The organism is Achromobacter sp. FW305-C-13, from assembly GCF_058783475.1.
Map to the genome: position 1 here is coordinate 1,312,264 of NZ_JBYSYN010000002.1, position 25,342 is coordinate 1,337,605.

A 25,342-nucleotide genomic window follows, 5' to 3' on the forward strand; every position below is an offset into this window, starting at 1 on the left:
CCCTTACCCCTGCAATTGCTTGTAGACCTCTTGCGATACGCGTTGCAGCTCATCCCGGCTGACGGCGCCCGATAGCGCGTAGCCGAACTGTCCTTCCACCCAATAGAACACCCGCACCGGGCCTTCCTGCGTGAACTGGAAGGCGGTCTGTCCGCCTGCGGCCTCGCGGGTCACGTACAGCGTCAGGCGCTGGCCGTCGGCCGCGCCATACATGAACAGGGCCACGGGCCCGGCGCCGCCCGGCAACAGACGGCCGCCCACCAGTTCATAACCCGCTTGCGTCAGCGATGGCGCACGCATCGGCGCACCCATGCGCTTGGTCAGCCACGTGACCAGGCCTTTTTCGTTTTCGGCGCTGACTTCCACGGGGCGCCCCATGTCGGGCGCATACACCGCGTGCGCGATGGCCGCGCGTTGGGCATAGCCGCCAGCGGCACGTTCCGGGCTGGCGGTGGCCAGCACGGCCTGCAGGTGGCGCGCATCCATCGCGCCCCGGGTGATCCAGGCCGCGCTGGCGCTGACGGCGGCGATCGCCACGCTGGCAGCCAGGGCGCGCCACGGGAAATGGCGCGCGGGCGCTTTCAGCGGCAGCCGCAACGGCAGGGGGTCGTCCAGGACCGGATCCAACAGGGCATGCAGGGCGCGGCGTTGCGCCTGCCAGTCGTCCACGCGGGTCTGATCCTGCGGGTGGGCCGCCAGGAAGGCGTCGACTTCCGCGCGCCGGGCAGGGGGCAACTGGCCGTCCGCATAGGCATGCAGATCGGCTTCGGTGATGGGGGTGCCCGTGCCGGGGACGGGATGAAGGTGTTTGTCGTTCATGTCATTTCACGCGATGCAGCCGGCTGACGGTGTCGCGCCCTTGCATCAGTGCGCCCAGTTTTTCACGGGCGCGCGACAGCCGGGACATGACCGTGCCGATGGGCACGTCCAAGACCTGGGCGGTCTCCTGATAGGACAGGTCTTCCACGCAAATCAGCAACAGCACTTCCCGCTGCTCGGCCGGCAGGGCTTGCAGGCAGCGGTCCAGGTCGCGCACCTCCAGGTGGTCGGTCTGCGTGGCGCGCACCGGGGCATCGGGCAGGTCGCCCGGAGCGGTCTGATCCGCCCGCCGGTTGCTGGCGCGCACGCCGTCGATGAAATGGTTATGCATGATGCCGAACATCCAGGCGCGGAGTTCTCCGCGCCGTTGCCATCGAGAATAGCGGCTCCATGCGCGCTCGAGCGTGTCCTGGACCAGGTCGTCGGCCCGGTGAAGGTCGCCCGTCAGCCCGCGGGCGTAACGCCGCAGGCTGGGGATGCAAGCCAGGATCAGGGCTTCGTCTTCGGCGCGCATGGTCTCTGGGACAACGGGGCGGGGCAGGCCGGCTCAGGGCTTGATGACGTGCCAGACTTCCTTGAAGTTGTCGCCGGTCTTGTCGCCCGGCTTGGCGTCCTTGGCATACAGGTAGATGGGCTTGCCCTTATGGGCCCACTGCTTGGAGCCGTCGTCACGGGTGATGACGGTCAGGTCGCCCATGGGTTTGGCGTCGGCGGCGGCGGTGACGGGGGGCCAGATCTTGGCGCACTGGTCGTTGCAGGCGCTTTTGCCTCCGGCGTCCTTGTCGAAGGTGTAGAGCGTCATGCCCGCGCTGTTGACCAGGATGCCATCCTGGGTCTTGACGGCCTGTGCGTGGGCGCCAGCCGAGAACAGGGCGGCGGAACCGAGAACCAGGGCGGCGGCGATGTGATTGCGCATGTTGTGCCTCGTAGATAGGAAAGTGGGGGACTGCCCTCTACAGACGCCGGCCGGCGCGGCGTTATTCCGCCCAGGCCAAAAGAATTTGCAAAGGTCAGCCGGCCGGCCGGACAGCGCCGGGTTCGTAACGCATTTCAAATTCCAGCGGGGTCTCCTCGACGGGGGTGAAGCCCAGCGACTCGTAAAGGCGTTGGGCGGGGTTGCCTTTCAACACGCTCAGGGTGACGGGCGCGCCTTCCGCGTCCGCCTGGTCCAGCACGCCTTCCAACAGCCGGCGGCCCAGCCCTCGGCCCTGGAAAGCCGGATCGATCTGGATCTGCACGATGCGCCAGCCGGCCGGATCGCGGTAATGCTTGAACAAGCCGGCAGGCCGGCCGTCCAGCCAGACGATCTGCGCGTCGTCGAAGTGGTAACGGATGCGGGCCAGATGGTGCTCGTCATCCAGCGGCGCGCCAGCGCGCTGCAGATGCGCCTGCATGGTGGACTTGCGCAGCGTCAGCAAGAAGGGCAGATCGTCGTCGGTGGCGGGCTGCAACGCCAGGGAGTGGGTCGAAGTCATGGGAATGGGGGATGGGGGCCGGGGTTGGGTTCGGCCGGTTTGCCGGCCTGATGGATGAGGTTATAGAGCGGTTGGACGGCGGGCGCCAGGGGGCGGCCCGTCGGACGGGCACAGGCGTGCCGCGGAAACGGGCGCTTGCTACCCGTCTCGCGCCCTCACCGCATCAATGCGGCCAGATTTCCCGCATCGAAATTCCGCAAATTGGGAAACACCATCCCCAGTTCGTCGCGGCCGGCGCCGAACCAGGCGCCTAGCGATGCCCCTAACTGGTCCACCGCCAGCGTGGGCAGCAGTCGCCCGTTGTCGACGAACCCCGGGCCGTCCAGGGCGATTTCGGGGTGGGTGCCGTAGTAGCGGCCGCCGTTGACCGCGCCGCCCAGCACCAGGTGATGCGAGCCCCAGCCGTGGTCCGAGCCGTTGCCGTTGGATCCCAGCGTGCGGCCGAATTCGGACGCCGTGAATGTCGTCACCTGGTCCGCCACGCCCAGCGACGCCAGCGCCGCCTGGAACACGGCCAACGATTGCCCCAGTTCCCGCAACAGCGCGGGATGCGTGTCGTTCAGGCCCGTGTGGTTGTCGTAGCCGTTCTGGGACACGAAGAACACCTGGCGCCGCGCGCCCAGGGTCTGACGCGCGCCGATGATGCGCGCCACGATCTTCAGTTGCTGCGCCAGCGGCGAATTGAAATCTCCCGGCACGGCCACGTCGGCCAGCGCGGCGCGCAGCTGGGTGTCGGCGTTGATGGACTGCGCGGCGATGCGCGACAACTCGCGTTCCATCAGGTGTTCGCGCGGTTGCGTGATCAGCTGGCGCAGCAGGGCGGTGCAGGCGCTGGATCCGTACATGTCGCGGTACAGAAGCTCGATCGGGGTGGACCCGTTGATGCCCACCCGATAGCCCGCGACTTTGCGGCCGGCCAGCAGCACCGTGCTGCCGCCGGCGGTGATGCCGGTAAACGTGCGCTGCGCATTGGCGCCGGCGAAAAGATCGGTCAATCGGCCGCCCCAGCCCGACGCCGCGCCTTCCGGCGCAAGCGCCTGCCAATACGATTGCTGGTCGTTATGAGAAAACAGCTTGGGCGGCATCGGCACGCGGGCGCTGATGTAGTCGGCCTTCGAGGTCGGCACCACCAGCGGCCCGACGTTCAGCAGCGCCGCCATCTGGCCGTTCTCGTACAGCGGCGCCAGCGGTGCCAGCGCGGGCGCCAGCGCGAACTGCCCGCCGCCGGCGGCGGCAACCTTGCCGCGCAAGGCGGTGGCACGCAAGGCCTCGCGGGGCAGCGCGATGTCGCCGCGGGCGGCGGCATAGGCGCGGTACGCGGCATCGTCAAAGGGCACCAGCGTGTTGTAGGGATCGTTGCCACCGTACAGGAACACGCAGACCAGCGCCTTGTACGAGGGCGGTGCGGACTGGGCGGCGGCCGCGCCCAGCGCCGCCAGGTTCAAGGCCAGCGGCGCAGCGGCGCCTGTTGCGCCCAGCGCGCAGGCCCGCAACAAAAAGGCGCGGCGGTCGGCATCGTGGGATCGCGTCATTTCTGCACCAGGTATTCAGGGGTGGCGGCAACCAGCAGGATGGCGGCGCGCACGCGGTCGCACGGCCGGCTGGCGGGCAGGGTGGCGACGGCGTTGGCGATGGCGCTGGCCGTTTGCGCGCTGAACGCGTCGCCCGCCAACAGCAGCACCACGCGCGCCACCAGCGCCTGTGGGTCGTGCGCCAGCGCGACTTCCGGCGCATAGGTCGTCTGCAGGTCTTCCCAACCCCGGTCGGCGTAGATGGCCAGAAAGTTCAAATAGCCGGCGATGCTGGTCTCGTCCGTGATCTGCAGCTCCGGCGCCACCAGATGCCGCCTGGCCAGCTCCGTGACGGGCGGCGTGTAGCGGGGGCGGAAGAAATTGAACACGGTGGCGGACCGCATCGGGCTTTGCGCCAGCCGTATGGTGTTGTCCGTCGTGTCGGGCATGGCCCAGGCGCCGTTGGTGGAGGTCGCCCCGAAGGCCCGCGCCCAGCCGGAGAAGCGCAGGATAGGTTCGCGCACCTTGCCCCAGCCGGGATCGCCCAGGTCGGGGTTGCGCGCGTCGGGGTCCAGCAGGATCGCGCGCACGACCGCCTTGAGATTGCCGCGCCGGCCTTGCCCATCATCGTTGAAGACCGCCGACACGCGGCCGACGTACGCGGGGCTGGGATTGCTGGTCACCAGCCGTTGGATCAGTTGCATGCCGATGAACGGGCCCACGTTCGGATGCGCGCAGATAACATCCATGGCGCGCTTGAGCGACAGGTGCCCGTCCGTGCCCGGGGGGATCACGGCGCCCAGGAAGCGCTTTTCGGCCGTCGAGTGCAGCGCGTTGTTCAGCGCCATCGGCCGCCGGTGGAATTCCACATCCGACTCCGGCCCGTTGATGTCCCATCCCGTGAACACCTTGGCCAGCCCCTGGACGTCGGCATTTGTGTACGTTTCGACGGGGGCGCCGTCCACCTTCCTGACCGTGCCGTCCGGGGCCAGTTCCAGCAGGCCGATGCTGAACAGCTGCATGACCTCGCGCGCGTAGTTCTCGTCCGGGTGGCGCCCGGTCTTGGGATCTTCCTTGCGGTTGCCGCGATAGGTCAGCATGCAACCCATCGACAGGTTCCTGGTGACGGCGGTCAGCAAGTCCTGGTAATTGCCCAATGCGTGCTCGGCCAGCAGGTCCATGAAACCCGCCGCGCCGAACAGCGGCCACGACGCCGTGATGGATTGCACCCCCACGACGAAGATCTCGGACAGCGCGAACGCCACGCGAGTGCGCACCTGGTCTTCCGCGCTGATGAACTTGCGCCACAGCGTGGATTCCAGGGGGGCGTTGATGCCGTTGCCCTTGAAGGCTTCGGTGTTTTTTCTCTGTTGCAGCAGCCAGTCGAAATGGGGCTGCGAAGGCGGCATCGCCAACTGCGCGTCCAGCCACGGGGCATACCCGTCGCGCACCACGGCGTCGATCTGGGACGGCGTGGGCCCGAAGGTGGCTTGCGCCAGAAAGCGCGACGCCTGGCCTGGGGTGACGGTCATCGCAAGCCTCTCGTCGAATGCGAAAACCTACGGTACTAAAAGCGCCGGGCGGCGTTCAATACCGTCATTCGGACGAGAGGCTTAATCCAAAAGCATGAGGCTCAGACCGAGCGCGTGATGCCGCCGTCGATGCGGATGTTCTGGCCGGTGATGTAGGAAGACGCGTCAGAGGCCAGGAACGCGATCAGGTCGGCCACTTCCTCGGCGGTGCCGTAGCGCCCCATCGGGATGCGCACGCGGCGGTCTTCCTTTTCCGGCAGGCTGTCGATAAAGCCCGGCAGCACATTGTTCATCCGCACATTGTGTTCGGCGTACTCGTCCGAGAACACTTTGGTGAACGCGGCCAGGCCGGCGCGGAACACGCCGGAGGTGGGGAACAGCGCTTCGGGTTCGAAGGTGGCGTAGGTGGAGATGTTGACGATGGCACCCGATTTCTGCTGCTTCATCACCGGCGCAACCAGGCGCGTGATGCGCACCACGTTCAGCAGATAGAACTCCATGCCCAGATGCCAGTCGTCATCGCTGATTTCCAGCAGCGGGCCTTTCGGGCCGTGGCCGGCGCTGTTGACCACGGCGTCCACGCGGCCCCATTTCTGCAAGGTGGTTTCCACCAGGCGGGCCAGGTCTTCAGGCGAACGGTTGGAGCCGGTGACGCCCAGGCCGCCCAGTTCCTGCGCCAGGGTTTCGCCTTTGCCGGACGAAGACAAGATGGCCACGCGGTATCCGTCGGCCGCCAGCTTGCGCGCTGCCGCGGCGCCCATGCCGCTACCGCCCGCCGTCACGATTGCTACCTTTTCCGTGCTCATGCCTGCTCCTTTTCCGTGTTGTCGAGGAAGCGGCCATTGTAGGGGGGCGGATCGCGCCGCGGGCAGGTTCCCGCGTTGGCGGCAGGGGCGCGGCGATGTCGCCCGCGCCCCTCACGGAAACGGGCCCCGCAACCCTGGCGAACCAGGGGCGCGGGGCCCGTGCAGGCAACCGTCAGCGCGGCGTACCGCCCCGGGTGGGTCAGTCGACCAGCTTCAGCGTGCCCTTCATCAGCGCGAAGTGGCCGGGGAAGGAGCAGAAGTAGGTGTAGTCGGTGCCGGCGGCAAGCTTGCTGACGTCGAACGTGACGGAATCCGTCTGGCCGCCGCCGATGACCTTGGTGTGGGCGATGACGCGGGCGTCGTCTTTCTTGACGTAGTCGTTGTCCAGGCCGGCAGCCATGCCATCGTTCACCGCGCCCTGCATGTCGGCCGTGGTGGTCAGGACCCAGTTATGGCCCATGACGTTCTTGGCCAGGGTGCCGGGGTGCTTCAGGTTCACGGTGAACTGCTTGCAGCTCTTGCTGACCGTGATTTCCTTCTTGTCGAACTGCATCTGATCATTGCCGGCGATATCGACCGAGCACTCGGCAGCCAGGACCGGGGCGGACGCGACGGCGAGGACCGCCGCGACGCAGAGCTTCTTGAACATCATATTCATGCCTCCAATGTTTCGAGGGGAGCGGAATTTCCGGCCGGCGCAAGCTGCGGCCGACCGGCGACACCACATTCTCGCCCCACTGTACGCCAGAACGCGCAACGTCACCCGCAAGGGGTTTGACCGAACGCAAGGGCGCCGGCATTGGCTTGCGCCGGCGGCTCCGAAAACGTCACAGTTTCGGGCTGACGCGCCAGATCACGTTGCCGACATCGTCGGCCACCAGCAGGTCGCCCTGGCTGTCGATGATCACGCCCACGGGCCGGCCCTGCGCCTGCCCGCTTTCGTTCAAGAAGCCCGTCAGCACGTCGCGGGCCTCGCCTGCGGGCGCATTGCCCGCGAACGGCACGACGATGACCTTGTAGCCGCTGCGCGGGTCGCGGTTCCACGACCCGTGCTGGCCCACGAACATGCCGCCCGCGTAGGGGGCCGGCAGCCGGGTGTTGCCCGACCAGGCCAGGCCCAGCGACGCGGTGTGCGGGCCTAGCGCGTAGTCGGGCACGATGGCGCGCGCCACCAGGTCCGGCCGCGGCGGCGTGACGCGGGTGTCCACGTGCTGCCCGAAATAGCTGTACGGCCAGCCATAGAAACCGCCGTCGCGCACCGACGTCATGTAGTCGGGCACCAGGTCGCTGCCCAGCTCGTCGCGTTCGTTCACGGCGGTCCACAAGGTCTTGCCATCGGGCGCCCAGGCCATGCCGACCGGGTTGCGCAGACCCGTGGCGTACAGGCGCTTCGCGCCGCTTGCTACGTCGATTTCCCAGATGGCGGCGCGGCCTTCCTCGATCTCCATGCCGTTTTCGGCGACGTTGCTGTTCGACCCCACCGAGACGTACAGCTTGCGCCCGTCAGGGCTGGCGATCAGGTTCTTGGTCCAGTGGTGGTTGATGCCGGCGGGCAGGTCCGTGACTTTCACTCCCGGGGCCGAGATCTGCGTCTGGCCGGCTTCGTACGGAAAGCGCAGGACGGCGTCGGCATTGGCCACATACAGTTGATTGCCGATCAGCGCCATGCCGAAGGGCGAGTTCAGGCCCTGCAGCAGCACGCTGCGCGTTTCCGCAACGCCGTCGTGGTCGGCATCGCGCAACAAGGTGATGCGGTTGGCGCTGGCGGTGCGGGCGCCGGCGCGTTTCATGACGAGGCCGGCCGCCCAGTCCTTCAGCCCGCCGGAGGCTTCTTCGGGCTTGGGCGGCGCATTGGTCTCGGCGACCAGCACGTCGCCGTTGGGCAGCACGTAGAGCCAGCGGGGATGGTCCAGGCCACTGGCAAAGGCATTGACGGCCAGGCCGGCCGCCGCCACGGGCTGCGCGCCCGCAATCCAGCCGACCGCCTTCGCCGTGTTGACGGTGGGAATCAGGGTGGTGTTGGGTGGGGGCAGCTTCGGTGTCGGACCCATGCCGGCTTCGACGGGCAAGGTGGCGACTTCGCCGCAGGCGCTTAGCGCGGCCAGGGCCAGGCTGGCCGCCGCCAGGATACGCAGGACAGGCATGATGCGACTCCAGGGCTATCTGTGCGTTCCATCATACTCACACGGCCCGCCTGCGGTACGCCGGATTCAGTCGTCGAAGCGGCTGCGCGTGACCGCGCCCGATTGCGGATCGACATACAGCTTCACGCGCTGGCCTTGCGGGTCATACGCCTTGACCTCGTAACCGTGCTTGCTGGAGCGTTCGATCTCGGAGATATTGCGATAGCCGGCGGCTTCCATCTTGTCGTACACCTGGCGGATCGTCAGCATCGGCGAGGCCGGGGTGACCGCGGCGGGGGCGGGGGCGGCGGCAGCCGGCGCAGCGGCCTGGGCGTGGACCGCGGTGCCCGCGACCAGGGAGGAAGCGCCGATTGCCAGGGCGGCCAAGGTTTTCTGAATACGCGTCATGATGGGTAGCTCCTAGGGTGAAGGGGAAAAAAGCAGGCCGTTGTTGCGACCCTGTGCCCATTATTCGGGTTGGCGCATGAACCTTTTCTGAAGCCGCCGTTCATGTCAGGTTCATCCGCTGCGCGGTATAAAAGATGATCCACCCCCTAATTTTTCCAAGAGGTCCGGTATTGCGGCAGCCCCTTACGACCCGGCGCAAACGCGGCGGCATCCTGTTGTCGGCCTGCGTGCTGGCGCTTGCGCTGGCCGTGGGGCCGGTCAGCGGACTGGCCGGCGATAGCGACCACGAGCGCGCACGCCAGGCCCTGGAAGCCGGCAAGGTCTTGCCGCTGGGCGCGGTGCTGGATATCGTCGAACGCGATTTTCCCGGGCAGGTAGTCAAGGTCGAGTTCGAAGAGGACGACGACGAATTCATCTACGAGATCCGCGTGCTGCAAAGCGGCGGCGGCATCCTCAAGCTGAAGATCGACGCGCGCGACGGCGCCTTGCTGGCCGTCAAGGGCCGCGATATCAAATTCAAGGGCAAGGACTGATGCGCATACTCGTGGTGGAAGACGAACCCACGCTGGCCGGCCAGTTGGCCGACGCGTTGCGCGGCGCGGGCTACACCGTGGACGTGTCCGGCGACGGCGAGTCGGCGCGTTTCCTGGGCGACGTGGAAGCGTTCGATGCGGTGGTGCTGGATCTGGGGCTGCCCGTCATGGACGGCTTGACCGTGCTGAAGCAATGGCGCGCCGCCCAGCGTGACATGCCCGTGCTGATCCTGACCGCGCGCGACAACTGGCACGAAAAGGTGGCCGGCATCGACGCCGGCGCGGATGACTACCTGACCAAGCCCTTCCATATGGAAGAACTGCTGGCGCGGGTGCGCGCGCTGTTGCGGCGCAGCACGTCGCATTCCAGCGCGCAATGGCGCTGCGGCCCGCTCATGCTGGACACGCGGCAGGCCAAGGTCACGATCGACGGCCAGGCATTGACGCTCACCAGCCACGAATTCAAGGTGCTGTCGGTGCTGATGCAGCGCGCTGGTGAAGTCGTGTCGCGCACGGAACTGATCGAGCACATCTACGCGCAGGACTTCGACCGCGATTCCAACACGATTGAGGTCTTCATCGGCCGCCTGCGCAAGAAACTGCCGCCCGACACCATCGAAACCGTGCGCGGGCTGGGCTACCGGCTGGCGGCGCAGGGATGATGCCGGTGCGCGAAGGCATGCTGGGCTCGCTGCGGCTGCGCCTGCTTGCCGGCACGCTGGCCTGGATCCTCGTGTCCGTGGCCCTGGCCGGCTGGGGGCTGGCCAGCCTGTTCCGCCAGCACATCACCCAGCAACTACAGGCCGAACTGACCTTGCATCTGAATCAGCTGACCGCGGCGGTCAATGCCGGCCCGGACGGCCGCCCGGTGGTGGACCCGCCGCCGAACGATCCGCGTCTGGAGCAGCCGCTGTCCGGCCTGTACTGGCAAGTCGACCGGCTGGCCGACGGCGGCCGGCCAGCGATGACCGGCGCGGCGCGCTCGCGGTCCCTGTGGGACCAGACGCTTGAGGTACCGTCCACGCCGCAACAGGGTGCCGCGGCGGGCGATCAGACTTATGACATCGCGGGGCCGGGCGGGCGCGGCCTGGAGGCGGTGGCGCGCATCCTGACTCCGGCGGAAGACGACGCCGCCCCGCTGCGGCTGGTGGTGGCAGCCGACCGCCGCGTGCTGGCCGAACCCATCAGCCGCTTCAACCATATGCTGGCCATCGCGCTGGGCGCGCTTGCCGCCGGACTGACGGCGGCGGCGGTGGTCCAGGTGGTGGTCGGGTTGCGGCCGCTGGCGCGCCTGCGGCGTCAACTGGCCAAGCAGAACGCCGGCGACAGCAGCCGCATCGAAGGCCGCTTTCCCAGCGAGATCCAGCCGCTGGTCGACGATTTCAACAAGGTGCTGGCGATGAACGCCGAGATCGTGCAGCGCGCGCGCACGCAGGCGGGCAATCTGGCGCATGCGGTCAAGACGCCGCTGACCATCCTGGCCAACGCGGCGACGCGCGACGGCAGCGTGCCGGCCTCGTTGGTGCAAGAGCAGGTGGGGACGGCGAATCGCCAGATCGACTATCACCTGGCGCGCGCCCGGGCCGCCGCGTCATCGGGCGCCGCCGACGGCCGCGCCCCGTTGCAGGATGCGGTGCAGGGGCTGGTGCGCGTCATGCAGCGCCTGTACGCGCAGCGCGGCCTGCGCATCGAAGCGACGGGCATGTCCCCGGGGCTGGTCTTTCGCGGCGAACAGCAGGACTTGCAGGAGATGCTGGGCAATCTGCTGGACAACGCCTGCAAGTGGGCGGCCAGCCAGGTGAGGATCACGGCAGAGCCGGCCGCTGCCGGACGCTTGCTGCTGCACATCGACGACGATGGTCCGGGAATCGAAGACCACGAGCGCGAACGCATCTTCCTGCGCGGCGTGCGCATGGACGAACAGTTGCCGGGCTCGGGCCTGGGCCTGGATATCGTGCGCGATCTGGCCGGCACCTACGGCGGCGAGGTCCGTGCAGGACGCTCGCCGCTGGGCGGGTTGCGGGTGTCGTTGTGGCTGCCTGCGGCCTGAGCGCCCGCGCGCGCCTTACTTCACCAGCGTGACGGGCGCTTCCGCCAACTGCAGCACCTGATTGGCGACCGAGCCGATCAGGATGTTGGCCAGCGTGCCGTTACCGCGCGTGCCCATCACGATGCGGGCGCAACCGTGGTCGCGGGCGTAGCCAGCGATTTCGGTGGCGGCATGGCCGAACTCGACGTGGCTCGTGTAGTCCACGCCCGCCACGTCCAGCAACTGGCGCGCCTCGTTGGTGGCTTCCTGGCCTTCGCGGGCGTAGAACTCATCGATCATGTCTTGCGTGATCAGCCGCGACAGGCCGGCGCGCCCTTGCGTGGGCGTCTGGACGTTTAGGAGGTGGATGCGTGCGGATGTGGCGCCGGCGGCCAATTGGCGGGCATGCAGCACGGCGCGGTTGGCATTGTCGGAGCCGTCGACGGGGACGAGGATATTCAGCATGGATGCTCCTTGATGCGTTACTTGACCAGCGTGACGGGCAATTCCGTCAGGTGCAGGACGCGGGTGGCGACGGATCCCATGAACAGCGACGAGACCGAACCCAGGCCGCGCGAGCCCATGTAGATCTCATCCGCGCCCGTTTCGTCGGCGATGCGGGCGACGGTGTCGGCGGCGGCGCCGACCTCGACGCGCGCCTCGAAGGGCACGCCGGCCTGCGACAACAGGCGGCTGGCTTCGTCCAGCGCGGCGCGGCCCTCGTCCTGGTAATAGGCGTCGATCTCGGCTTGCGACAGGCCGCGGCCGATCTTTCCGGATTTCAGGGGGATCTGGACGCTGAGCAGGTCTACGCGTTCGACCGGGTCATAGGTGCGTGCCGTCAACATGGCCTGGACGGCGTGGATGGCGGGTTGCGAGCCATCCACGGGAATCAGGATGCGTTTCATCGTCGTCTCCTTATTGTGTGCGAGCCGCGGGAGGCGGTGGCTTCTACTGTATTCGAATTATTCGCCTGTTTTGCCCGCCCGGTCATGCGCCGGATCAACCCGCCCGCCTGTTGCCAGTGCCGGGTCAGCGCCAGCGCTCGGGCGTGGCCGCCGCCTCCAGCGTCGTGCCCAGCAGGCGGCTGGCCAGCGTCGCCAGCGCCGGCGCGCTACCGGTGGTCTCCAGCCGCAGTTCGCCCGGGCCAGCCTCGCGCAGCAGGCCGCGTTCCTGCAACTGGTGCCGCAGCCAGCGCGCCACGGGGGTACCGGTTTCCAGCAAGGGAACGCCGGGGCCGGCGGCCGCCTGGATCGCGTCGCGCAAGAACGGGAAATGGGTGCAGCCCAGCACCAGCACATCGGCGCCAGCCGCGCGCAGTTCTGCGACAGGGGCGCGCACGGCAGCCTCAACCCGAGGGCCTGACAGTTCGCCTTGTTCGACCAGCGTGACCCACTCGGGGCACGGCCGCAGCAGGATGCGCACTTCGGGCGCTTCGCGTTGGACCAGCGTGGCGAATTTGGGGCTGGCCAGGGTGCCGGTGGTGGCGAACACGCCCACGACGCCGCTGTGCGTCAGGTGGGCGGCGGGCTTGATGGCGGGCTCCACGCCGATGATGATCAGGTCGGGGTGGCGGCGCCGCAATGGCGCGATGGCGGCGGCGGTGGCGGTGTTGCACGCCACCACCACGGCCTTGGCCTGGCGCGACACGAAATAATCGGTCAGCGCCTGGGCGCGTTGCTCGACGAAGGCCTGTGTTTTTTCGCCGTAAGGCACATGGGCCGAGTCGGCCACGTACAGCAGCGATTCATGGGGCAGCGCGTCGCGGATAGCGCGCAGCACGCTCAGGCCGCCGACGCCGGAGTCGTAGATGCCGATAGGGGATTCGGAAAACATGGTCGGAAGTGCGGGATGCGGATGCCGGGCAGTGTAGCGCCGGCCCTAGTTCGCTTGTTGCTCGCGGTGGCGGCGTACCTCTTCGATCAGCTTGCGGGTGGCGCCGGATTGTGGCGCGTCGCGCCAGATCAGGTTCAGCGGGGCGCGCAGCTCGACCGGATCGGTCACGCTGACGTACACGACGCCTTCGATGTTCACGCGGCGCAGCGATGCGGGCACCAGTGACACGCCCAGCCCGGCCGCCACCAGGCTCAGCGTGGACAGCATGCGCGGCGCCTCCTGCGCGATGCGGGGGCTGAAGCCGGATGCACTGCACGCCGTGATGATGGCGTCGTACAGCCCGGGGCCGCTGTGGCGGCGGTACAGGATCAGGGACTCCTCGGCCAGCTCGGACAGCGCGATGTGCCGCCGCGTGCGGCCCTTGACCGCCGGATGGTCCGCCGGAAACGCCGCCAGCATGGTTTCTTCCAGCACGGTTTCCTCGACCACGCCCGGGCCGGGTCCGTACGAGCCCCGGATGAACGCCACGTCTACCCGGCCTTCGCTGACGGCTTCGCGCAGTTCGCCGGTGCTGCTTTCCTCAAGCACCAGCCGCACGTTGGGCGCGCTTTCGCGGAATCGCCGAATGACCGTCGGCACGAAGGGATGGAACGCCGCCGACCCGGTGAAACCAACCGTCAGCCGGCCGGCTTCGCCTTGCGAGACGCGGCGGACCCCGTCTACTGCCTGGTCCACCAGCGCGATGATGTTGCGCGCGTCGTCGACCAGTGCCCGGCCGCTTTCGGTGAGCTCCATGCCGCGCGGCAAGCGGTGAAAGAGCGTCACGCCCAGTTCCTGCTCCAGCACGCGGATCTGCTGGCTGAGCGGCGGCTGGCGGATGCCCAGCCGGGCCGCGGCCTTGGTCAGATGGGATTCCTCGGCCACGGCCAGGAAGTAGCGCAAAAGACGCAGATCAACTGATGCCATATGCGATGAATATGATTGGTTAAGTAGTCATATATTAGACATTATCTGAGGCGAAGAGTAGGCTGCCATCTCGTTATCTTTCTATTGGCGCGGCGACGCGCCGGCCTTCGCCCACCGGTCCCCGGACCGGCCATAACAACATGAATGCAGCACTTTCCACCTCCGAGGCCGATCATCGGCCTCCCCCCACTTGCGGGCAGTTGTTCTACGGTTTCCTGATGCTTGGCCTGACGGCGTTCGGCGGCGCACTGCCCCTGGCGCGCCGCATGGTGGTCGAAAAGCACCGCTGGCTGAGCGGGTCCGAATTCACCGATCTGCTGGGACTGTGCCAGTTCCTGCCGGGCGGCAACATCATCAACCTGTCGGTGGCGCTCGGCATGAAGTTCCGCGGCCCCCGGGGCGCGTTCGCCGCGCTGATGGGCCTGATCCTGGCGCCGTCCGCCATCGTCATTCTGCTGGGCATGGTGTACGACCGGTTCCAGAACGATCCCCACATCCAGCATCTGTTCGCCGGCCTGGCGGCGGCGGCCGCGGGCTTGCTGATTTCGATGGCGGTCAAGATCGGGGTGCCCGTGATCAAGCGCCGCGACTGGCTGGGCGGCGTGGTGGCCACGCTCTGTTTCGTGGCGATCGCCGTGCTGCGCATTCCGCTGCTGCCGACGATGGCGGTGCTGACGCCGCTGAGCATCCTGCTGGTCTGGAGGCAACGTCGATGATCCAGACCCTGATCTCGCTGGCCCTGATCTTCTCCCAGCTGTCGGTGCTGGCGTTTGGCGGCGGCAACACCATCCTGCCCGAAATGCAGCGCCAGGTCGTGGACGTGCACGGCTGGATGACGGCCGCGGACTTTTCCGCCCTGTTCGCGTTGGGCCAGGCCGCGCCCGGCCCCAACCTGATGGTGGTCACGCTGGTCGGCTGGCATGTGGCGGGCGGGTGGGGCATGCTGGTGACGACCATCGCCAAGTTCGGCCCGTCGTCCCTTATCACCATTCTGGCGCTGGGCTTGTGGGAGCGGTTCAAGGACCGCCCGTGGCGCGGCGTCATCCAGGCCGGCATTTTCCCGATGACCGTCGGGTTGGTTGCGGCCAGCGCCGCGTTGATCACCGAGGCTTCGGTGCACAGCTGGCTGCTGGGGGCGATCACCGCCGTGGTGGCGTTGCTGGGCAGCGCCACGCGCATTCATCCGTTGTGGCTGCTGTTCGGCGGCGCGCTGGTGGGTTTGCTGGCGATCGGTTAGCGTAGGACTCTTGCCGCGTAGGAGTCCCCATGACGAAGCCCATTCCGGACGATCCGCAAGCCGAAGACCCCGCGGCGTCCGTCGAAAGCCTGCCCTTCTTCCATGCGCACCGGCGGCTGGTGCTGTGCGGCCTGCTGTTCGTGGTGGCGGGCGGCGTCGCCTACGTGCTGGGCCGCTCGCCCAGCCTGGCGCTGCTGCTGGGCTTCGATGCGGCTGCGCTGGTGTTCCTGGTGGTGACGGCCCGCGCGTTCGGCCAGGCCAGCCCGGCGTCCATGCGCGTGCATGCCAAGCAGCAGGACGTGGGGCGCATGGGCGTGCTGTGGAGCAGCGTGGCGCTGTCCTGCATGGTGATGGTGGCGCTGTGGGTGGAACTGCGCGGCGAAAGCAATGCGGGCGGCGTGGTGGACATGCTGGCCGCGGCCGCCACCATCGTGCTGTCGTGGCTGTACATGAACATGATCTTCGCCCTGCATTACGCGCATGGCTATTACGGCCACCGCTCGGGCACGCACAAGGGCCTGGATTTTCCTGGCACGCAAGAACCCGACTACTGGGATTTCGCGTATTTCGCGCTGGTGCTGGGGATGACGTTCCAGGTGTCGGACGTGCAGATCGTCAACCGGCGCGTGCGCCGCATGGCGCTGATGCACAGCGTGATCGCGTTCTTTTTCAACGTGTTCATCATCGCGATCAGCGTGAACGTGGCAGCCGGAAAAGCCTAAAAAAAAAGCGGACCCGAGAATCTTTCGGGTCCGCTTTTTTCATACCGCTTGCGCGGCGCGCCTCGCAGTGATCAGGCGGCGGCGCCCAATCTCCACAAGGACGTGACTTCCTTCGAGCGTGCCGCGTACAGCGGGTCACTCGGGTCCTTGGCGCGGGCGTGCGTGGGGCGGGTGTCGATGCGTTCGATGACGCGCAGCCCGGCCGTCTCGATCATTTCCATCAACTGTTCGCGGGTGCGCAGGCCCAGGTGCTCGGCCAGGTCCGACAGGATCAGCCAGCCTTCGCCGTTAGGCGTCAGGTGGGCGGTCAGGCCGTTCAGGAAACCACGCAGCATGCGGCTGTCGGGGTCATAGACGGCATGCTCGACGGGCGAGCTGGGGCGGGCGGGCAACCACGGCGGGTTGCAGACGATCAGCGATACCCGGCCTTCGGGAAACAGGTCGGCTTCGACCACGTCGGCCTGCTTGGCCAGGCCCAGGCGTTCCAGGTTTTCACGGGCGCAAGCCAGCGCGCGCGGATCCTGGTCGGTGGCGATGACGCGCTTGCCGCCGCGGCGCGCGATCACCGCGGCCAGCACGCCGGTGCCGGTGCCGATGTCGAAGGCGACGCCGCCGCGCGGCATCGGGGTGTTGGCCACCAATTCCACGTATTCGCCGCGCAGCGGGGAAAACACGCCGTAGTGCGGATGGATGCGGTTGTTCAGGGCGGGAATCTCCACGCCCTTTTTGCGCCATTCAAAGGCGCCAATCAGGCCCAGCAATTCGCGCAGCGAGGCCACATAGGGCTCGTCAGCCGGGCCGTGGACTTCTTCGCAGGCTTGGCGGGCATCAGGCGCGCGGCGCAGCGAAATGCCGTGGCCGGCGTCGAACGGAATCAGCAGCATGCCCAGGATACGGGCGCGCTGCGACTGGATCTGGCGGTGCTGGTTGAATGCTTCCAGCAAGGTTTCCACGGGTTTGCGGGGACGCTTGTCCACGCGCCGGGTCATCGCCTGCAGCAGCAGGCGGGCGTTCTGGAAGTCGCCGCGCCACAGCAGGCCCACGCCTTCGCAGGCCTGGCGATAGGCCATGTCCGCGGTCAGGGTGTCGTCCACCACCACCACGCGCTTGGGCGGCGTTGCGCCGGTTTCAGAGCGCCAGCGGGCGGAATGGGGGACATTGTTTTCTTCCCAGTGCAATTCAGGGGCGGTCAATACGGCGCTCCGGTAAAGACGGGGGGACGGGGCAGGATCATGGGCAGAAGAGATAAAAAGAAAGGGCGCGGGCTGCCAATGTAGCAGTTTCGCGCCCTTGGACGTTGCCCGGCGCCTCAGGAGGCCCCAAGGCGCCGCGCGGTCAGACCGGCTTCTAGTGGAACAGGACGACCGCCTTCTGCAGCGTGATCCAGATGCCCCAGGCCAGCGGAATGCCTACGCAAGCCCAGGCGAAGAGCACCAGGGCAACCGGCGTGCGGAACGTGGAGGTGCCGACCCCATGGGTTTCGGCGGCAGCCGCGCGTTCGTGCGCCAGCGCTTTTTCCTGCGCGAGTTCCTCGTCGGTCATGAAGTACTTCGGGTTCACCGGCCGGATCGCCAGGTTGCACAGGAAGCCCACGACCAGCATGCCCGCCAGGATGTACATGGTGATGTCGTAGACCTGCGCGCGCGGCACGCCGATCGACAGCTGGTATTCGCGGATGTAGTTCACCAGCACGGGGCCGAAGATGCCCGCCGCCGACCATGCCGTCAGCAGGCGGCCGTGGATGGCGCCCACCATCTGCGTGCCGAACAGGTCGGCCAGGTAGGCCGGCACCGTGGCGAACCCGCCGCCGTACATGGACAGGATCACGCAGAACGCCGCCACGAACAGCGCCAGGGCGCCGATGTGCGCGGTCCACGGGATGGCGGAATACAGGACGAAGCCCAGGACCAGGAAGATCAGGTAGGTCGTCTTGCGCCCCAGCTTATCGGACAGGCTTGCCCAGAAGAAGCGGCCGCCGATGTTGAACAGGCTGAGCAGGCCGGTGAAGCCCGCTGCGATGGCGGCGATGGCGGCCAGCTGATCCTTGTCCAATTGGGCAAAGCCCAGCTCCGGCTTGTTGATCAGGCCGCCGCCGAACACCTCTTGCAGCAAGGGCGACGCCATGCCCAGGATGCCGATGCCCGCCGTCACGTTCAGGCACAGCACCAGCCACACCAGCCAGAACTGCGGCACGCCCCAGACGCGCTTCACGTGGACGTGGCCCTTGGTGATCATCGCGTTGTTGGCCTGCTTGGCCGGGGCCGTCCAGCCTTCCGGCTTCCAGCCCGTGGGCGGCACGCGGTAACCCAGCGCGCCGGACATCATGAAGATGAAGTACACCACCGCCATCGTCAGGAAGGTCTGCCAGACCCCCGGCGAGGTCGGCGTGGCGAAGTGGCGCATCAGCAGGTCGGCAAGCGGGGCGCCGATCATCGCGCCGCCGCCGAAGCCCATGATGGCCATGCCGGTTGCCATGCCGCGACGGTCAGGAAACCATTTGATGAGCGTGCTGACGGGCGAGATATAGCCCAGCCCCAGCCCGATGCCGCCGATGACGCCGGACCCCAGCCACAGCATCCACATCTGGTGCAGATACACGCCGATCGCCGAGATGACCAGGCCGCCGCACCAGCACAGGGCCGACACCACGCCGGCCTTGCGGGGGCCCGCGCGTTCCAGCCAGCCACCCCACAGCGCGGCCGAGCAGCCCAGCAGCACGAAGAACAGGGTGTACATCCACCCCATGGTCGAAATCTTCCAGTCGCAGCTGGTCGTGAACAGCTCGGCGGCCAGGCTCATGTCCGCCGGGCAGGCCAGCGGCTTGGCGCCGCCCACCATCTTGGACAGCGGCAGCCAGAAGACCGAAAAGCCGTAGGCCATGCCGATGCACAAATGGATGGCCAGGGCGGCCGGCGGCACGAGCCAGCGCGAGAATCCCGGGCCGGCGATGGTGCGTTCTTTGTCAAAAAAACCCGGCCTTGAGCCGGGCAGGTCCAGGGTGGCGGTGCTTTCCATGTCGTCTCCTCAGGGGTGCGGCTTTATAGCGCGCGCCGACCGGAACTGAAACGGTGGCGCGGCCTCTTTTTGAATCCGTCACTGCTTGCTGACTGCGGTAAAGCGGTGGTTCCCGGCTATCCCACGCGGGGCGCGGGCGTCAGGCGCTGGCGGTTTTGCGTCACCGCGTCCAGCACCAGGGGATGCAACTGTTCTTCGCCGGCATCGCCGTCGGGGCGTTGCTCCAGGAACCCCAGCAGCTCGTTGCGCATGCGGGGTTCCCAAAACTTGTGGATATGGTTGGCCACGCCTTCCAGTGCTTCGTGCCGGTCCGGCATGGCGTCGAAGAACTGGCCGATGCGGTTGGCCATGCGGATGAGGTTGCCGATTTCCATTGCGTGTCGGGGTCCGGTTCAGGGGATGAGTCGGTCGGGGTGGGAATAGAGCGTGGCGTCGTCGTTGCGCAAAAAGCCCACCAGGCTGACATTGGCGTCGCGCGCCAGGCGGATGGCCAGCGCCGTGGGGGCGGATACCGCCGCCAGCACCGCCACGCCGGCGGCCGCCGTCTTCTGCACCATTTCAAAGCTGGCCCGGCTGGACACGAGCACGATGCCGTCGCCGGCGTGCATGGCCTGGCGCGCCAGCGCGCCGACAAGCTTGTCCAGCGCGTTGTGCCGGCCCACGTCTTCGCGCACCAGGGCCACGGCGCCGTCGGCGCCGGCCCAACCCGCCGCATGGGTGGCGCCCGTGATGTCGTGCAGCGCCTGGCGGGCGCGCATGTCGCGCATGGCCGCCAGCACCGAGGCGATGCGCACGGGCGCTCCGTTCGTTACCGGCGCCACGGGCCGCAGCACTTCCGGCAGCGTTTCCACGCCGCACAAGCCGCAGCCCGTGCGTCCGGCCATGGCGCGGCGTCGCGTCTTCAGCCGCACCTCGCAGGCGCTGGAGATTTCCAGCTGGATCACGATGCCGTCGCATTGCGGCAGCAGGTCGATGCCGCGCACGTCGCTGACGCCGTCGATGATGCCTTCCGACAGGGCGAAGCCCACGGCGAAGTCTTCCAGGTCGGCAGGCGTGGCCAGCATCGTGGCGTGGCTGATGCCGTTGAATTCCAGCGCCACGGGAGTTTCCTCGGCGACGAAGTCGGTTTCGGCGGCGGGGGCGATAGCGCCGCCCCGCACGCGCTTGACCTGGGTCTGCGTGCAATCGGGGCGGGAGGACGGGGGCGTGGTCATGGCATCCAGGGCGGTCGTGGCCGGCAGGGGGTTACTTCCCGGTCAGCGCCGCTTCGCTTTCGCGCGATCGCTCGCGCAGCAGCTTTTGCTGGATGTCGGCAAAGCGCGACCATTGGCGCTGCCATTCCGATGGCTGGGAGACGCGCGTGACCTGCACGGCCGTCACCTTGTATTCGGGGCAGTTGGTCGCCCAGTCGGAGGCGTCCGTCGTGACGACGTTGGCGCCGGACTCGGGAAAGTGGAACGTGGTGTATACCACGCCCGGCTGCACCCGGTCGGTCAGCGTCGCACGCAGCACGGTTTCGCCCGCGCGGCTCTGGATGCCCACCCAATCGCCTTCTGCCACGCCCCGGTCTTCGGCATCCTGCGGATGCAGTTCCAAGACGTCTTCGCCATGCCACATGACGTTTGGCGTGCGTCGGGTCTGCGCGCCCACGTTGTATTGCGACAGGATGCGGCCCGTGGTCAACAGCAGCGGAAAGCGCCGCGTGCTGCGTTCGTCGGTGGGCACGTACTTGGTGATCATGAACTTGCCCTTGCCGCGCACGAAGGCGTCGATGTGCATGATGGGCGTGCCTGCCGGCGCATTGTCGTTGCAGGGCCACTGCAGGCTGCCCAGCTTGTCCAGCTTCTCGTAGCTGACGCCCGAGAACGTCGGCGTCAGCCGGGCGATCTCTTCCATGATCTCGCGCGGGTGCTTGTAGTTCATGGGGTAGCCCAGCGCGTTCGACAACGCTACCGTCACTTCCCAGTCCGACTTGCCGTTCTTGGGTTCCATCACCTTGCGCACGCGGGAGATGCGGCGTTCGGCATTGGTGAAGGTGCCGTCCTTTTCCAGGAACGACGAGCCCGGCAGGAACACGTGCGCGTACTTGGCGGTCTCGTTCAGGAACAGGTCCTGCACGACGATGCACTCCATCGCCGCCAGGGACGCCGCCACGTGCTGCGTGTTGGGGTCGGACTGCACAATGTCTTCGCCCTGGCAGTACAGGCCCTTGAACGAGCCGCCCAGCGCGGCTTCGAACATGTTCGGAATGCGCAGGCCGGGTTCGGGCTGTAGCGTCACGCCCCAATCCTTTTCGAACTGGGCGCGCACCACGTTGTCAGAGATGTGCCGGTAGCCGGGCAGTTCGTGCGGGAACGAACCCATGTCGCACGAGCCCTGCACGTTGTTCTGCCCACGCAGCGGGTTCACGCCCACGCCCTCGCGGCCGATGTTGCCGGTGGCCATCGCCAGGTTGGCGATACCCATCACGGTGGTGGACCCCTGGCTGTGTTCGGTCACGCCCAGGCCGTAGTAGATGGACCCGTTGCCGCCGGTGGCGAACAGGCGCGCCGCGCCGCGCACGGCCTGCGCCGGCACGCCGGTGATCTCTTCCATGGCTTCGGGCGAATTCTCGGGCAGCGACACGAAGTCGCGCCATTCGTTGAACGCCTTGGTCTCGCAGCGTTCGGCCACGAAGGCCTCATCGATCAACCCTTCCGTGGCGATCACGTGCGCCAGCGACGACAGCAGCGCCGTGTTGGTGCCGGGGCGTACCTGCAGGTGGAAGTCGGCCTTGATGTGCGGCGAGCTTACCAGCTCGATGCGGCGCGGATCGATCACGATCAGGCGCGCACCCTGGCGCAGCCGGCGCTTCAGGCGCGATGCGAACACCGGGTGGCCGCTGCTGGGGTTGGCGCCCATCACGATGACGACGTCGGTATGCATGACCGAATCGAAGGTCTGCGTGCCGGCGGATTCGCCCAGTGTCTGTTTCAGGCCGTAGCCGGTGGGCGAATGGCACACCCGCGCGCAGGTGTCGACGTTATTGGTGCCGAACGCCGCCCGCACCAGCTTCTGCACCAGCCAGGTCTCTTCGTTGGTGCAGCGCGATGACGTGATGCCGCCCACCGCGTCGCGGCCGTACTGGCTTTGGATGCGGCGGAATTCGGACGCCGCGTAGTTGATCGCCTCGTCCCAGGACACTTCCTTCCAGGAATCGGTGATGTGCTTGCGGATCATGGGCTTGAGCACGCGTTCCTTGTGCGTCGCGTAGCCCCAGGCGAAGCGGCCCTTCACGCAGGAATGCCCGCGGTTGGCCTGACCGTCTTTCCACGGCACCATGCGCACGACTTCCTGGCCCTTCATTTCGGCCTTGAACCCGCAGCCCACGCCGCAGTAGGCGCAGGTGGTCACAACTGAGTGCTCGGCCTGGCCCATCATGATGACGGTCTTTTCCTGCAGGGTAGAGGTCGGACAGGCCTGCACGCACGCGCCGCAGGACACGCATTCGCTGTCCAGGAACGGCTGGTCCTGCCCCGGCGACACGCGCGACTCGAAGCCCTTGCCCGAAATCGTCAGCGCAAACGTGCCCTGCGTTTCTTCGCAGGCGCGGACGCACCGGTTGCAGACGATGCACTTGGACGCGTCGTAGCTGAAGTAGGGGTTGGAGTCGTCGGTCTTGGCCTTCAGGTGGTTGGCGCCGTCGTAGCCGTAGCGCACATTGCGCAGGCCCACCACGCCAGCCATGTCCTGCAGTTCGCAGTCGCCGTTGGCCGGGCAGGTCAGGCAGTCCAGCGGATGGTCCGAGATGTACAGCTCCATGACGCCGCGGCGCAGGTCGTGCAGCTTGGGCGTTTCGGTGTACACCACCATGCCGTTTTCGGCCGGGGTGGTGCACGAGGCCGGATAGCCGCGGCGGCCTTCGATCTGCACCAGGCAAAGCCGGCAGGAACCGAACGGTTCCAGGCTGTCGGTGGCGCACAGCTTGGGGATGTTGATGCCGGCCTCGGCGGCGGCGCGCATCAGAGACGTGCCCTCGGCGACGCTGATTTCCTGGCCGTCGATGGTCAGGGTGACGGTTTTTTCCGAGACGCGTTCGGGCGTGCCCAGGTCGCGGTCGCGTTTGATGACGGTTTCTAGCATGTCGGTCTCTCGGGTTCAGGCCGCGTGCGCGGCAGACTGCGAGGACTCGATGCCGAAGTCCTGCGGAAAGTGGTTCAGCGCGGACAGCACCGGGTAGGGCGCCATGCCCCCCAGCGCGCACAGCGAACCGCCCATCATCGTGTCGCACAGATCGCGCAGCAGGTGGACCTGCTGTTCGCGCTGTTTCGTGTCGGCGCCGCCGGCCGCGATCTTGTCGATGGTTTCGACGCCGCGCGTGGAACCGATGCGGCAGGGCGTGCATTTGCCGCAGGATTCGATCGCACAGAATTCCATGGCATAGCGCGCCATGCGCGCCATGTCGACGGTGTCGTCAAACGCCACCAGCCCGCCGTGGCCGATCATGGCCGAAATCTGGATATAGGCTTCGTAGTCCAGCGGCACGTCCCATTGCGATTCCGGCAGATAGGCGCCCAAGGGGCCGCCCACCTGCACGGCGCGCAAGGGGCGCCCCGAAGCGCTGCCGCCGCCGAATTCATAGAGCAGGTCACGCAGGCTCAGCCCGAAAGCCTTTTCCACCAACCCGCCTTGTTTCAAGTTGCCGGCCAGCTGGAAGGGCAGCGTGCCGTGCGAACGGCCCACGCCGTAGTCGCGGTAGTACGCCGCGCCCTTGGCCATGATGATCGGCACCGTGGCCAGCGAGATCACGTTGTTGATGACGGTGGGCTTGCCGAACAGGCCCGAGATGGCGGGCAACGGCGGCTTGGCGCGCACCACGCCGCGTTTGCCTTCCAGGCTTTCCAGCAGGGAGGTTTCCTCGCCGCAGATATAGGCGCCCGCGCCCGTGCGCACTTCCAGGTCGAACTGGCGGCCGCTGCCATGCACGTCGCGGCCCAGCCAGCCAACGCTGCGCGCCCGCGCAATGGCGGCCTCCAGCGTGGCGATGGCATGCGGATACTCCGAGCGCACGTAGATGTAGCCGTAGGTCGCGCCCACCGCCAGGCCGGCAATGGTCATGCCCTCGATCAGCACATAGGGGTCGCCTTCCATCAGCAGGCGGTCGGCAAAGGTGCCCGAATCGCCTTCGTCGGCGTTGCAGACGATGTATTTCTGGTCGCTGGGCGACCCGGCCACCGTCTTCCATTTGATGCCGGTAGGAAACGCCGCGCCACCGCGGCCGCGCAGGCCCGAGGTGACCATTTCTTCGACGATCTGCGCCGGTTCCATCGCCAGCGCCCGCTTCAGCCCCGCCAGGCCGCCGTGCGCGGCGTAATCCTGCAAGGACAGGGGATCGATCACGCCGACGCGGGCGAAGGTCAGCCGTTCCTGGTGTTTCAGGTATGGGATGTCTTCGGTCAGGCCAAGGTGCAGCGCATGCGCGCCGCCCGTCAGCCAGCCGGCATCGAACAGCGCAGGCACGTCTTCGGGCGCGACCGGGCCGTAGGCCACGCGTCCGTCCGGCGTGGCGATCTCCACCAGGGGTTCCAGCCACAGCAGCCCGCGCGACCCATTGCGCACCACTTGCACGGACAGGCCGCGCTCATCGGCGATGCGTTCGATATCGCGCGCCACCACGTCGGCGTCCATGGCCAGCGCCGCGGCGTCGCGCGGCACGTAGATGATGACGGGGGCGCTCATGACGAAGCCTCCAGCGTGCGGGTCAGCAGCCGGTCCAGCTTGTCGGGCGTGACCCGGGCATGCGGCTGGCCGTCGATCATCACGGCGGGAGATTGCGCGCACAGGCCCAGGCAATACACGGGTTCCAGCGTGAAATTCCCGTCCGCGGTGCTGGCGTGGAAATCGCAGCCCAGCTTGGTGCGCGCATGGGCAGCAAGGTGTTCGCCGCCCATGGCCTGACAGGATTCGGCGCGGCAGACTTCAAGCGTATGGCGCGCGGCCGGTTCGCTGCGGAAGTGCGGGTAGAAGGTGATGACGCCGTGGACTTCGGCGCGGGACAGGTTCAGGGCCTCGGCGATGGTTTGCACCGCCTCGGCCGGAATACAGCCCAATTCATGCTGGACCTCATGCAGGACCGGCAGCAAGGGGCCGGGCAGGTCTTTCAGCCGTGCCACGATGCGGGCGGTGGCCGCAATGGCGGGGGTGGGCGATGCCTGGGCCGCGTCCAGGGCCAGTTTGCCGCCCCGCGCTCCGCCGCTGGACGCCAAGTCGGATTTTGCCTCGCGCTGATGCACGGTGGTCTCCTCCAGTAGTGCTGGGCCCCTCGTCGGGGTCGTTGTGTCGGGTGGCGTT

The 25,342-nt window shown here is 67.4% G+C and carries 27 protein-coding genes; 6 read left to right on the forward strand and 21 right to left on the reverse strand.

Features of this window, described 5'->3' with window-relative positions; all coding sequences use genetic code 11:
• Positions 1–3: 3 nt before the first annotated feature.
• The 10 genes from AC3WMU_RS17380 to AC3WMU_RS17425 all read right to left on the reverse strand — a co-directional run bounded on the left by AC3WMU_RS17380 (position 4) and on the right by AC3WMU_RS17425 (position 8,674).
• Positions 4–819: an anti-sigma factor family protein gene (locus tag AC3WMU_RS17380; protein ID WP_424625129.1), complete on the reverse strand. Its 816-nt coding sequence runs from the start codon at positions 817–819 to the stop codon at positions 4–6.
• Between the two features lies 1 nt (position 820).
• Complete coding sequence (locus AC3WMU_RS17385; RefSeq protein WP_006222656.1) at positions 821–1,333, reverse strand: RNA polymerase sigma factor; 513 nt, start codon at positions 1,331–1,333, stop codon at positions 821–823.
• Between the two features lie 33 nt (positions 1,334–1,366).
• Entirely contained in the window at positions 1,367–1,735 is a 369-nt protein-coding gene (locus AC3WMU_RS17390) for a COG4315 family predicted lipoprotein (RefSeq protein WP_006222657.1), read from the reverse strand.
• Between the two features lie 94 nt (positions 1,736–1,829).
• Positions 1,830–2,294, reverse strand: a complete 465-nt coding sequence (locus tag AC3WMU_RS17395; protein WP_006222658.1) for a GNAT family N-acetyltransferase — start codon at positions 2,292–2,294, stop codon at positions 1,830–1,832.
• Between the two features lie 155 nt (positions 2,295–2,449).
• A complete protein-coding gene (locus AC3WMU_RS17400) occupies positions 2,450–3,826 on the reverse strand; it encodes a DUF1501 domain-containing protein (RefSeq protein WP_454677663.1) in 1,377 nt (458 codons plus the stop codon).
• A complete protein-coding gene (locus AC3WMU_RS17405; RefSeq protein ID WP_492282738.1) occupies positions 3,823–5,337 on the reverse strand; it encodes a DUF1800 domain-containing protein in 1,515 nt (504 codons plus the stop codon). The genes AC3WMU_RS17400 and AC3WMU_RS17405 overlap by 4 nt, the downstream gene beginning before the upstream one ends.
• 101 nt (positions 5,338–5,438) lie before the next feature.
• Positions 5,439–6,143 carry an SDR family oxidoreductase gene (locus tag AC3WMU_RS17410; protein WP_088589571.1) on the reverse strand — a complete coding sequence of 235 codons (705 nt, stop codon included), beginning with the start codon at positions 6,141–6,143 and terminating at the stop codon, positions 5,439–5,441.
• Between the two features lie 199 nt (positions 6,144–6,342).
• Complete coding sequence (gene azu / locus AC3WMU_RS17415) at positions 6,343–6,792, reverse strand: azurin (protein ID WP_006222664.1); 450 nt, start codon at positions 6,790–6,792, stop codon at positions 6,343–6,345.
• 178 nt (positions 6,793–6,970) lie between these two features.
• Entirely contained in the window at positions 6,971–8,287 is a 1,317-nt protein-coding gene (locus AC3WMU_RS17420; protein WP_006222665.1) for a PQQ-dependent sugar dehydrogenase, read from the reverse strand.
• Positions 8,288–8,353: 66 nt separating this feature from the next.
• Positions 8,354–8,674, reverse strand: a complete 321-nt coding sequence (locus tag AC3WMU_RS17425; RefSeq protein ID WP_280026599.1) for a PepSY domain-containing protein — start codon at positions 8,672–8,674, stop codon at positions 8,354–8,356.
• Positions 8,675–8,844: 170 nt separating this feature from the next.
• Here AC3WMU_RS17425 and AC3WMU_RS17430 point away from each other — a divergent pair, with 170 nt between their 5' ends.
• The 3 genes from AC3WMU_RS17430 to AC3WMU_RS17440 are packed head-to-tail and all read left to right on the forward strand — an operon-like array spanning position 8,845 to position 11,257.
• Positions 8,845–9,207: a PepSY domain-containing protein gene (locus tag AC3WMU_RS17430; protein WP_006222668.1), complete on the forward strand. Its 363-nt coding sequence runs from the start codon at positions 8,845–8,847 to the stop codon at positions 9,205–9,207.
• A complete protein-coding gene (locus AC3WMU_RS17435) occupies positions 9,207–9,869 on the forward strand; it encodes a response regulator transcription factor (RefSeq protein WP_088589574.1) in 663 nt (220 codons plus the stop codon). Before AC3WMU_RS17430 ends, AC3WMU_RS17435 begins: the two co-directional genes overlap by 1 nt.
• Positions 9,866–11,257, forward strand: a complete 1,392-nt coding sequence (locus tag AC3WMU_RS17440; RefSeq protein ID WP_492282739.1) for a sensor histidine kinase — start codon at positions 9,866–9,868, stop codon at positions 11,255–11,257. The genes AC3WMU_RS17435 and AC3WMU_RS17440 overlap by 4 nt, the downstream gene beginning before the upstream one ends.
• A gap of 15 nt (positions 11,258–11,272) precedes the next feature.
• Here AC3WMU_RS17440 and AC3WMU_RS17445 read toward each other — a convergent pair whose 3' ends face one another.
• The 4 genes from AC3WMU_RS17445 to AC3WMU_RS17460 form a co-directional block, all read right to left on the reverse strand.
• Positions 11,273–11,701, reverse strand: coding sequence for a universal stress protein (locus tag AC3WMU_RS17445; RefSeq protein ID WP_006222671.1), 429 nt, complete (start codon positions 11,699–11,701; stop codon positions 11,273–11,275).
• A gap of 17 nt (positions 11,702–11,718) precedes the next feature.
• Complete coding sequence (locus tag AC3WMU_RS17450; RefSeq protein ID WP_492282740.1) at positions 11,719–12,144, reverse strand: universal stress protein; 426 nt, start codon at positions 12,142–12,144, stop codon at positions 11,719–11,721.
• 124 nt (positions 12,145–12,268) lie between these two features.
• Positions 12,269–13,072 carry a glutamate racemase gene (gene murI / locus AC3WMU_RS17455; protein WP_427958094.1) on the reverse strand — a complete coding sequence of 268 codons (804 nt, stop codon included), beginning with the start codon at positions 13,070–13,072 and terminating at the stop codon, positions 12,269–12,271.
• Between the two features lie 45 nt (positions 13,073–13,117).
• Positions 13,118–14,038 carry a LysR family transcriptional regulator gene (locus AC3WMU_RS17460; RefSeq protein ID WP_035212332.1) on the reverse strand — a complete coding sequence of 307 codons (921 nt, stop codon included), beginning with the start codon at positions 14,036–14,038 and terminating at the stop codon, positions 13,118–13,120.
• A 140-nt stretch (positions 14,039–14,178) separates the two neighbouring features.
• Between AC3WMU_RS17460 and AC3WMU_RS17465 the strand changes: the two genes are divergently transcribed.
• Genes AC3WMU_RS17465 through AC3WMU_RS17475 form a run of 3 tightly spaced genes read left to right on the forward strand, consistent with a single transcriptional unit; the run spans position 14,179 to position 15,997 of the window.
• Entirely contained in the window at positions 14,179–14,754 is a 576-nt protein-coding gene (locus tag AC3WMU_RS17465) for a chromate transporter (RefSeq protein ID WP_424625136.1), read from the forward strand.
• Positions 14,751–15,275 carry a chromate transporter gene (locus tag AC3WMU_RS17470; RefSeq protein WP_006222676.1) on the forward strand — a complete coding sequence of 175 codons (525 nt, stop codon included), beginning with the start codon at positions 14,751–14,753 and terminating at the stop codon, positions 15,273–15,275. Before AC3WMU_RS17465 ends, AC3WMU_RS17470 begins: the two co-directional genes overlap by 4 nt.
• Before the next feature lie 29 nt (positions 15,276–15,304).
• Positions 15,305–15,997: a DUF1345 domain-containing protein gene (locus AC3WMU_RS17475; RefSeq protein ID WP_006222677.1), complete on the forward strand. Its 693-nt coding sequence runs from the start codon at positions 15,305–15,307 to the stop codon at positions 15,995–15,997.
• 71 nt (positions 15,998–16,068) lie between these two features.
• Here the strand turns inward: AC3WMU_RS17475 and AC3WMU_RS17480 are convergent, their stop codons facing one another.
• The 7 genes from AC3WMU_RS17480 to AC3WMU_RS17510 all read right to left on the reverse strand — a co-directional run bounded on the left by AC3WMU_RS17480 (position 16,069) and on the right by AC3WMU_RS17510 (position 25,284).
• Entirely contained in the window at positions 16,069–17,190 is a 1,122-nt protein-coding gene (locus AC3WMU_RS17480; protein ID WP_492282741.1) for a methyltransferase, read from the reverse strand.
• 154 nt (positions 17,191–17,344) lie between these two features.
• Positions 17,345–19,012, reverse strand: coding sequence for an OFA family MFS transporter (locus AC3WMU_RS17485; protein WP_315134309.1), 1,668 nt, complete (start codon positions 19,010–19,012; stop codon positions 17,345–17,347).
• A gap of 116 nt (positions 19,013–19,128) precedes the next feature.
• On the reverse strand, positions 19,129–19,386 hold the full coding sequence (locus AC3WMU_RS17490) for a formate dehydrogenase subunit delta (protein ID WP_006222680.1): 258 nt from the start codon (positions 19,384–19,386) through the stop codon (positions 19,129–19,131).
• An 18-nt stretch (positions 19,387–19,404) separates the two neighbouring features.
• Positions 19,405–20,226 (reverse strand): formate dehydrogenase accessory sulfurtransferase FdhD, encoded by an 822-nt coding sequence (fdhD, locus tag AC3WMU_RS17495; RefSeq protein ID WP_006222681.1) that lies wholly within the window; start codon positions 20,224–20,226, stop codon positions 19,405–19,407.
• 31 nt (positions 20,227–20,257) lie between these two features.
• Entirely contained in the window at positions 20,258–23,134 is a 2,877-nt protein-coding gene (gene fdhF / locus AC3WMU_RS17500) for a formate dehydrogenase subunit alpha (protein WP_492282742.1), read from the reverse strand.
• 15 nt (positions 23,135–23,149) lie between these two features.
• Positions 23,150–24,730 (reverse strand): formate dehydrogenase beta subunit, encoded by a 1,581-nt coding sequence (locus AC3WMU_RS17505; RefSeq protein WP_006222683.1) that lies wholly within the window; start codon positions 24,728–24,730, stop codon positions 23,150–23,152.
• Positions 24,727–25,284, reverse strand: a complete 558-nt coding sequence (locus tag AC3WMU_RS17510; RefSeq protein ID WP_006222684.1) for a formate dehydrogenase subunit gamma — start codon at positions 25,282–25,284, stop codon at positions 24,727–24,729. The genes AC3WMU_RS17505 and AC3WMU_RS17510 overlap by 4 nt, the downstream gene beginning before the upstream one ends.
• Positions 25,285–25,342 lie beyond the last annotated feature (58 nt).

Bases quoted from the DNA above. Each gene is read 5' to 3' on its own strand.
- AC3WMU_RS17380 (WP_424625129.1), bottom strand. From the start codon at position 819: ATGAACGACAAACACCTTCATCCCGTCCCCGGCACGGGCACCCCCATC.
- AC3WMU_RS17385 (WP_006222656.1), bottom strand. From the start codon at position 1,333: ATGCGCGCCGAAGACGAAGCCCTGATCCTGGCTTGCATCCCCAGCCTG.
- AC3WMU_RS17390 (WP_006222657.1), bottom strand. From the start codon at position 1,735: ATGCGCAATCACATCGCCGCCGCCCTGGTTCTCGGTTCCGCCGCCCTG.
- AC3WMU_RS17395 (WP_006222658.1), bottom strand. From the start codon at position 2,294: ATGACTTCGACCCACTCCCTGGCGTTGCAGCCCGCCACCGACGACGAT.
- AC3WMU_RS17400 (WP_454677663.1), bottom strand. From the start codon at position 3,826: ATGACGCGATCCCACGATGCCGACCGCCGCGCCTTTTTGTTGCGGGCC.
- AC3WMU_RS17405 (WP_492282738.1), bottom strand. From the start codon at position 5,337: ATGACCGTCACCCCAGGCCAGGCGTCGCGCTTTCTGGCGCAAGCCACC.
- AC3WMU_RS17410 (WP_088589571.1), bottom strand. From the start codon at position 6,143: ATGAGCACGGAAAAGGTAGCAATCGTGACGGCGGGCGGTAGCGGCATG.
- azu (WP_006222664.1), bottom strand. From the start codon at position 6,792: ATGTTCAAGAAGCTCTGCGTCGCGGCGGTCCTCGCCGTCGCGTCCGCC.
- AC3WMU_RS17420 (WP_006222665.1), bottom strand. From the start codon at position 8,287: ATGCCTGTCCTGCGTATCCTGGCGGCGGCCAGCCTGGCCCTGGCCGCG.
- AC3WMU_RS17425 (WP_280026599.1), bottom strand. From the start codon at position 8,674: ATGACGCGTATTCAGAAAACCTTGGCCGCCCTGGCAATCGGCGCTTCC.
- AC3WMU_RS17435 (WP_088589574.1), top strand. From the start codon at position 9,207: ATGCGCATACTCGTGGTGGAAGACGAACCCACGCTGGCCGGCCAGTTG.
- AC3WMU_RS17440 (WP_492282739.1), top strand. From the start codon at position 9,866: ATGATGCCGGTGCGCGAAGGCATGCTGGGCTCGCTGCGGCTGCGCCTG.
- AC3WMU_RS17445 (WP_006222671.1), bottom strand. From the start codon at position 11,701: ATGCTGAATATCCTCGTCCCCGTCGACGGCTCCGACAATGCCAACCGC.
- AC3WMU_RS17450 (WP_492282740.1), bottom strand. From the start codon at position 12,144: ATGAAACGCATCCTGATTCCCGTGGATGGCTCGCAACCCGCCATCCAC.
- murI (WP_427958094.1), bottom strand. From the start codon at position 13,072: ATGTTTTCCGAATCCCCTATCGGCATCTACGACTCCGGCGTCGGCGGC.
- AC3WMU_RS17460 (WP_035212332.1), bottom strand. From the start codon at position 14,038: ATGGCATCAGTTGATCTGCGTCTTTTGCGCTACTTCCTGGCCGTGGCC.
- AC3WMU_RS17465 (WP_424625136.1), top strand. From the start codon at position 14,179: ATGAATGCAGCACTTTCCACCTCCGAGGCCGATCATCGGCCTCCCCCC.
- AC3WMU_RS17470 (WP_006222676.1), top strand. From the start codon at position 14,751: ATGATCCAGACCCTGATCTCGCTGGCCCTGATCTTCTCCCAGCTGTCG.
- AC3WMU_RS17475 (WP_006222677.1), top strand. From the start codon at position 15,305: ATGACGAAGCCCATTCCGGACGATCCGCAAGCCGAAGACCCCGCGGCG.
- AC3WMU_RS17485 (WP_315134309.1), bottom strand. From the start codon at position 19,012: ATGGAAAGCACCGCCACCCTGGACCTGCCCGGCTCAAGGCCGGGTTTT.
- AC3WMU_RS17490 (WP_006222680.1), bottom strand. From the start codon at position 19,386: ATGGAAATCGGCAACCTCATCCGCATGGCCAACCGCATCGGCCAGTTC.
- fdhD (WP_006222681.1), bottom strand. From the start codon at position 20,226: ATGACCACGCCCCCGTCCTCCCGCCCCGATTGCACGCAGACCCAGGTC.
- fdhF (WP_492282742.1), bottom strand. From the start codon at position 23,134: ATGCTAGAAACCGTCATCAAACGCGACCGCGACCTGGGCACGCCCGAA.
- AC3WMU_RS17505 (WP_006222683.1), bottom strand. From the start codon at position 24,730: ATGAGCGCCCCCGTCATCATCTACGTGCCGCGCGACGCCGCGGCGCTG.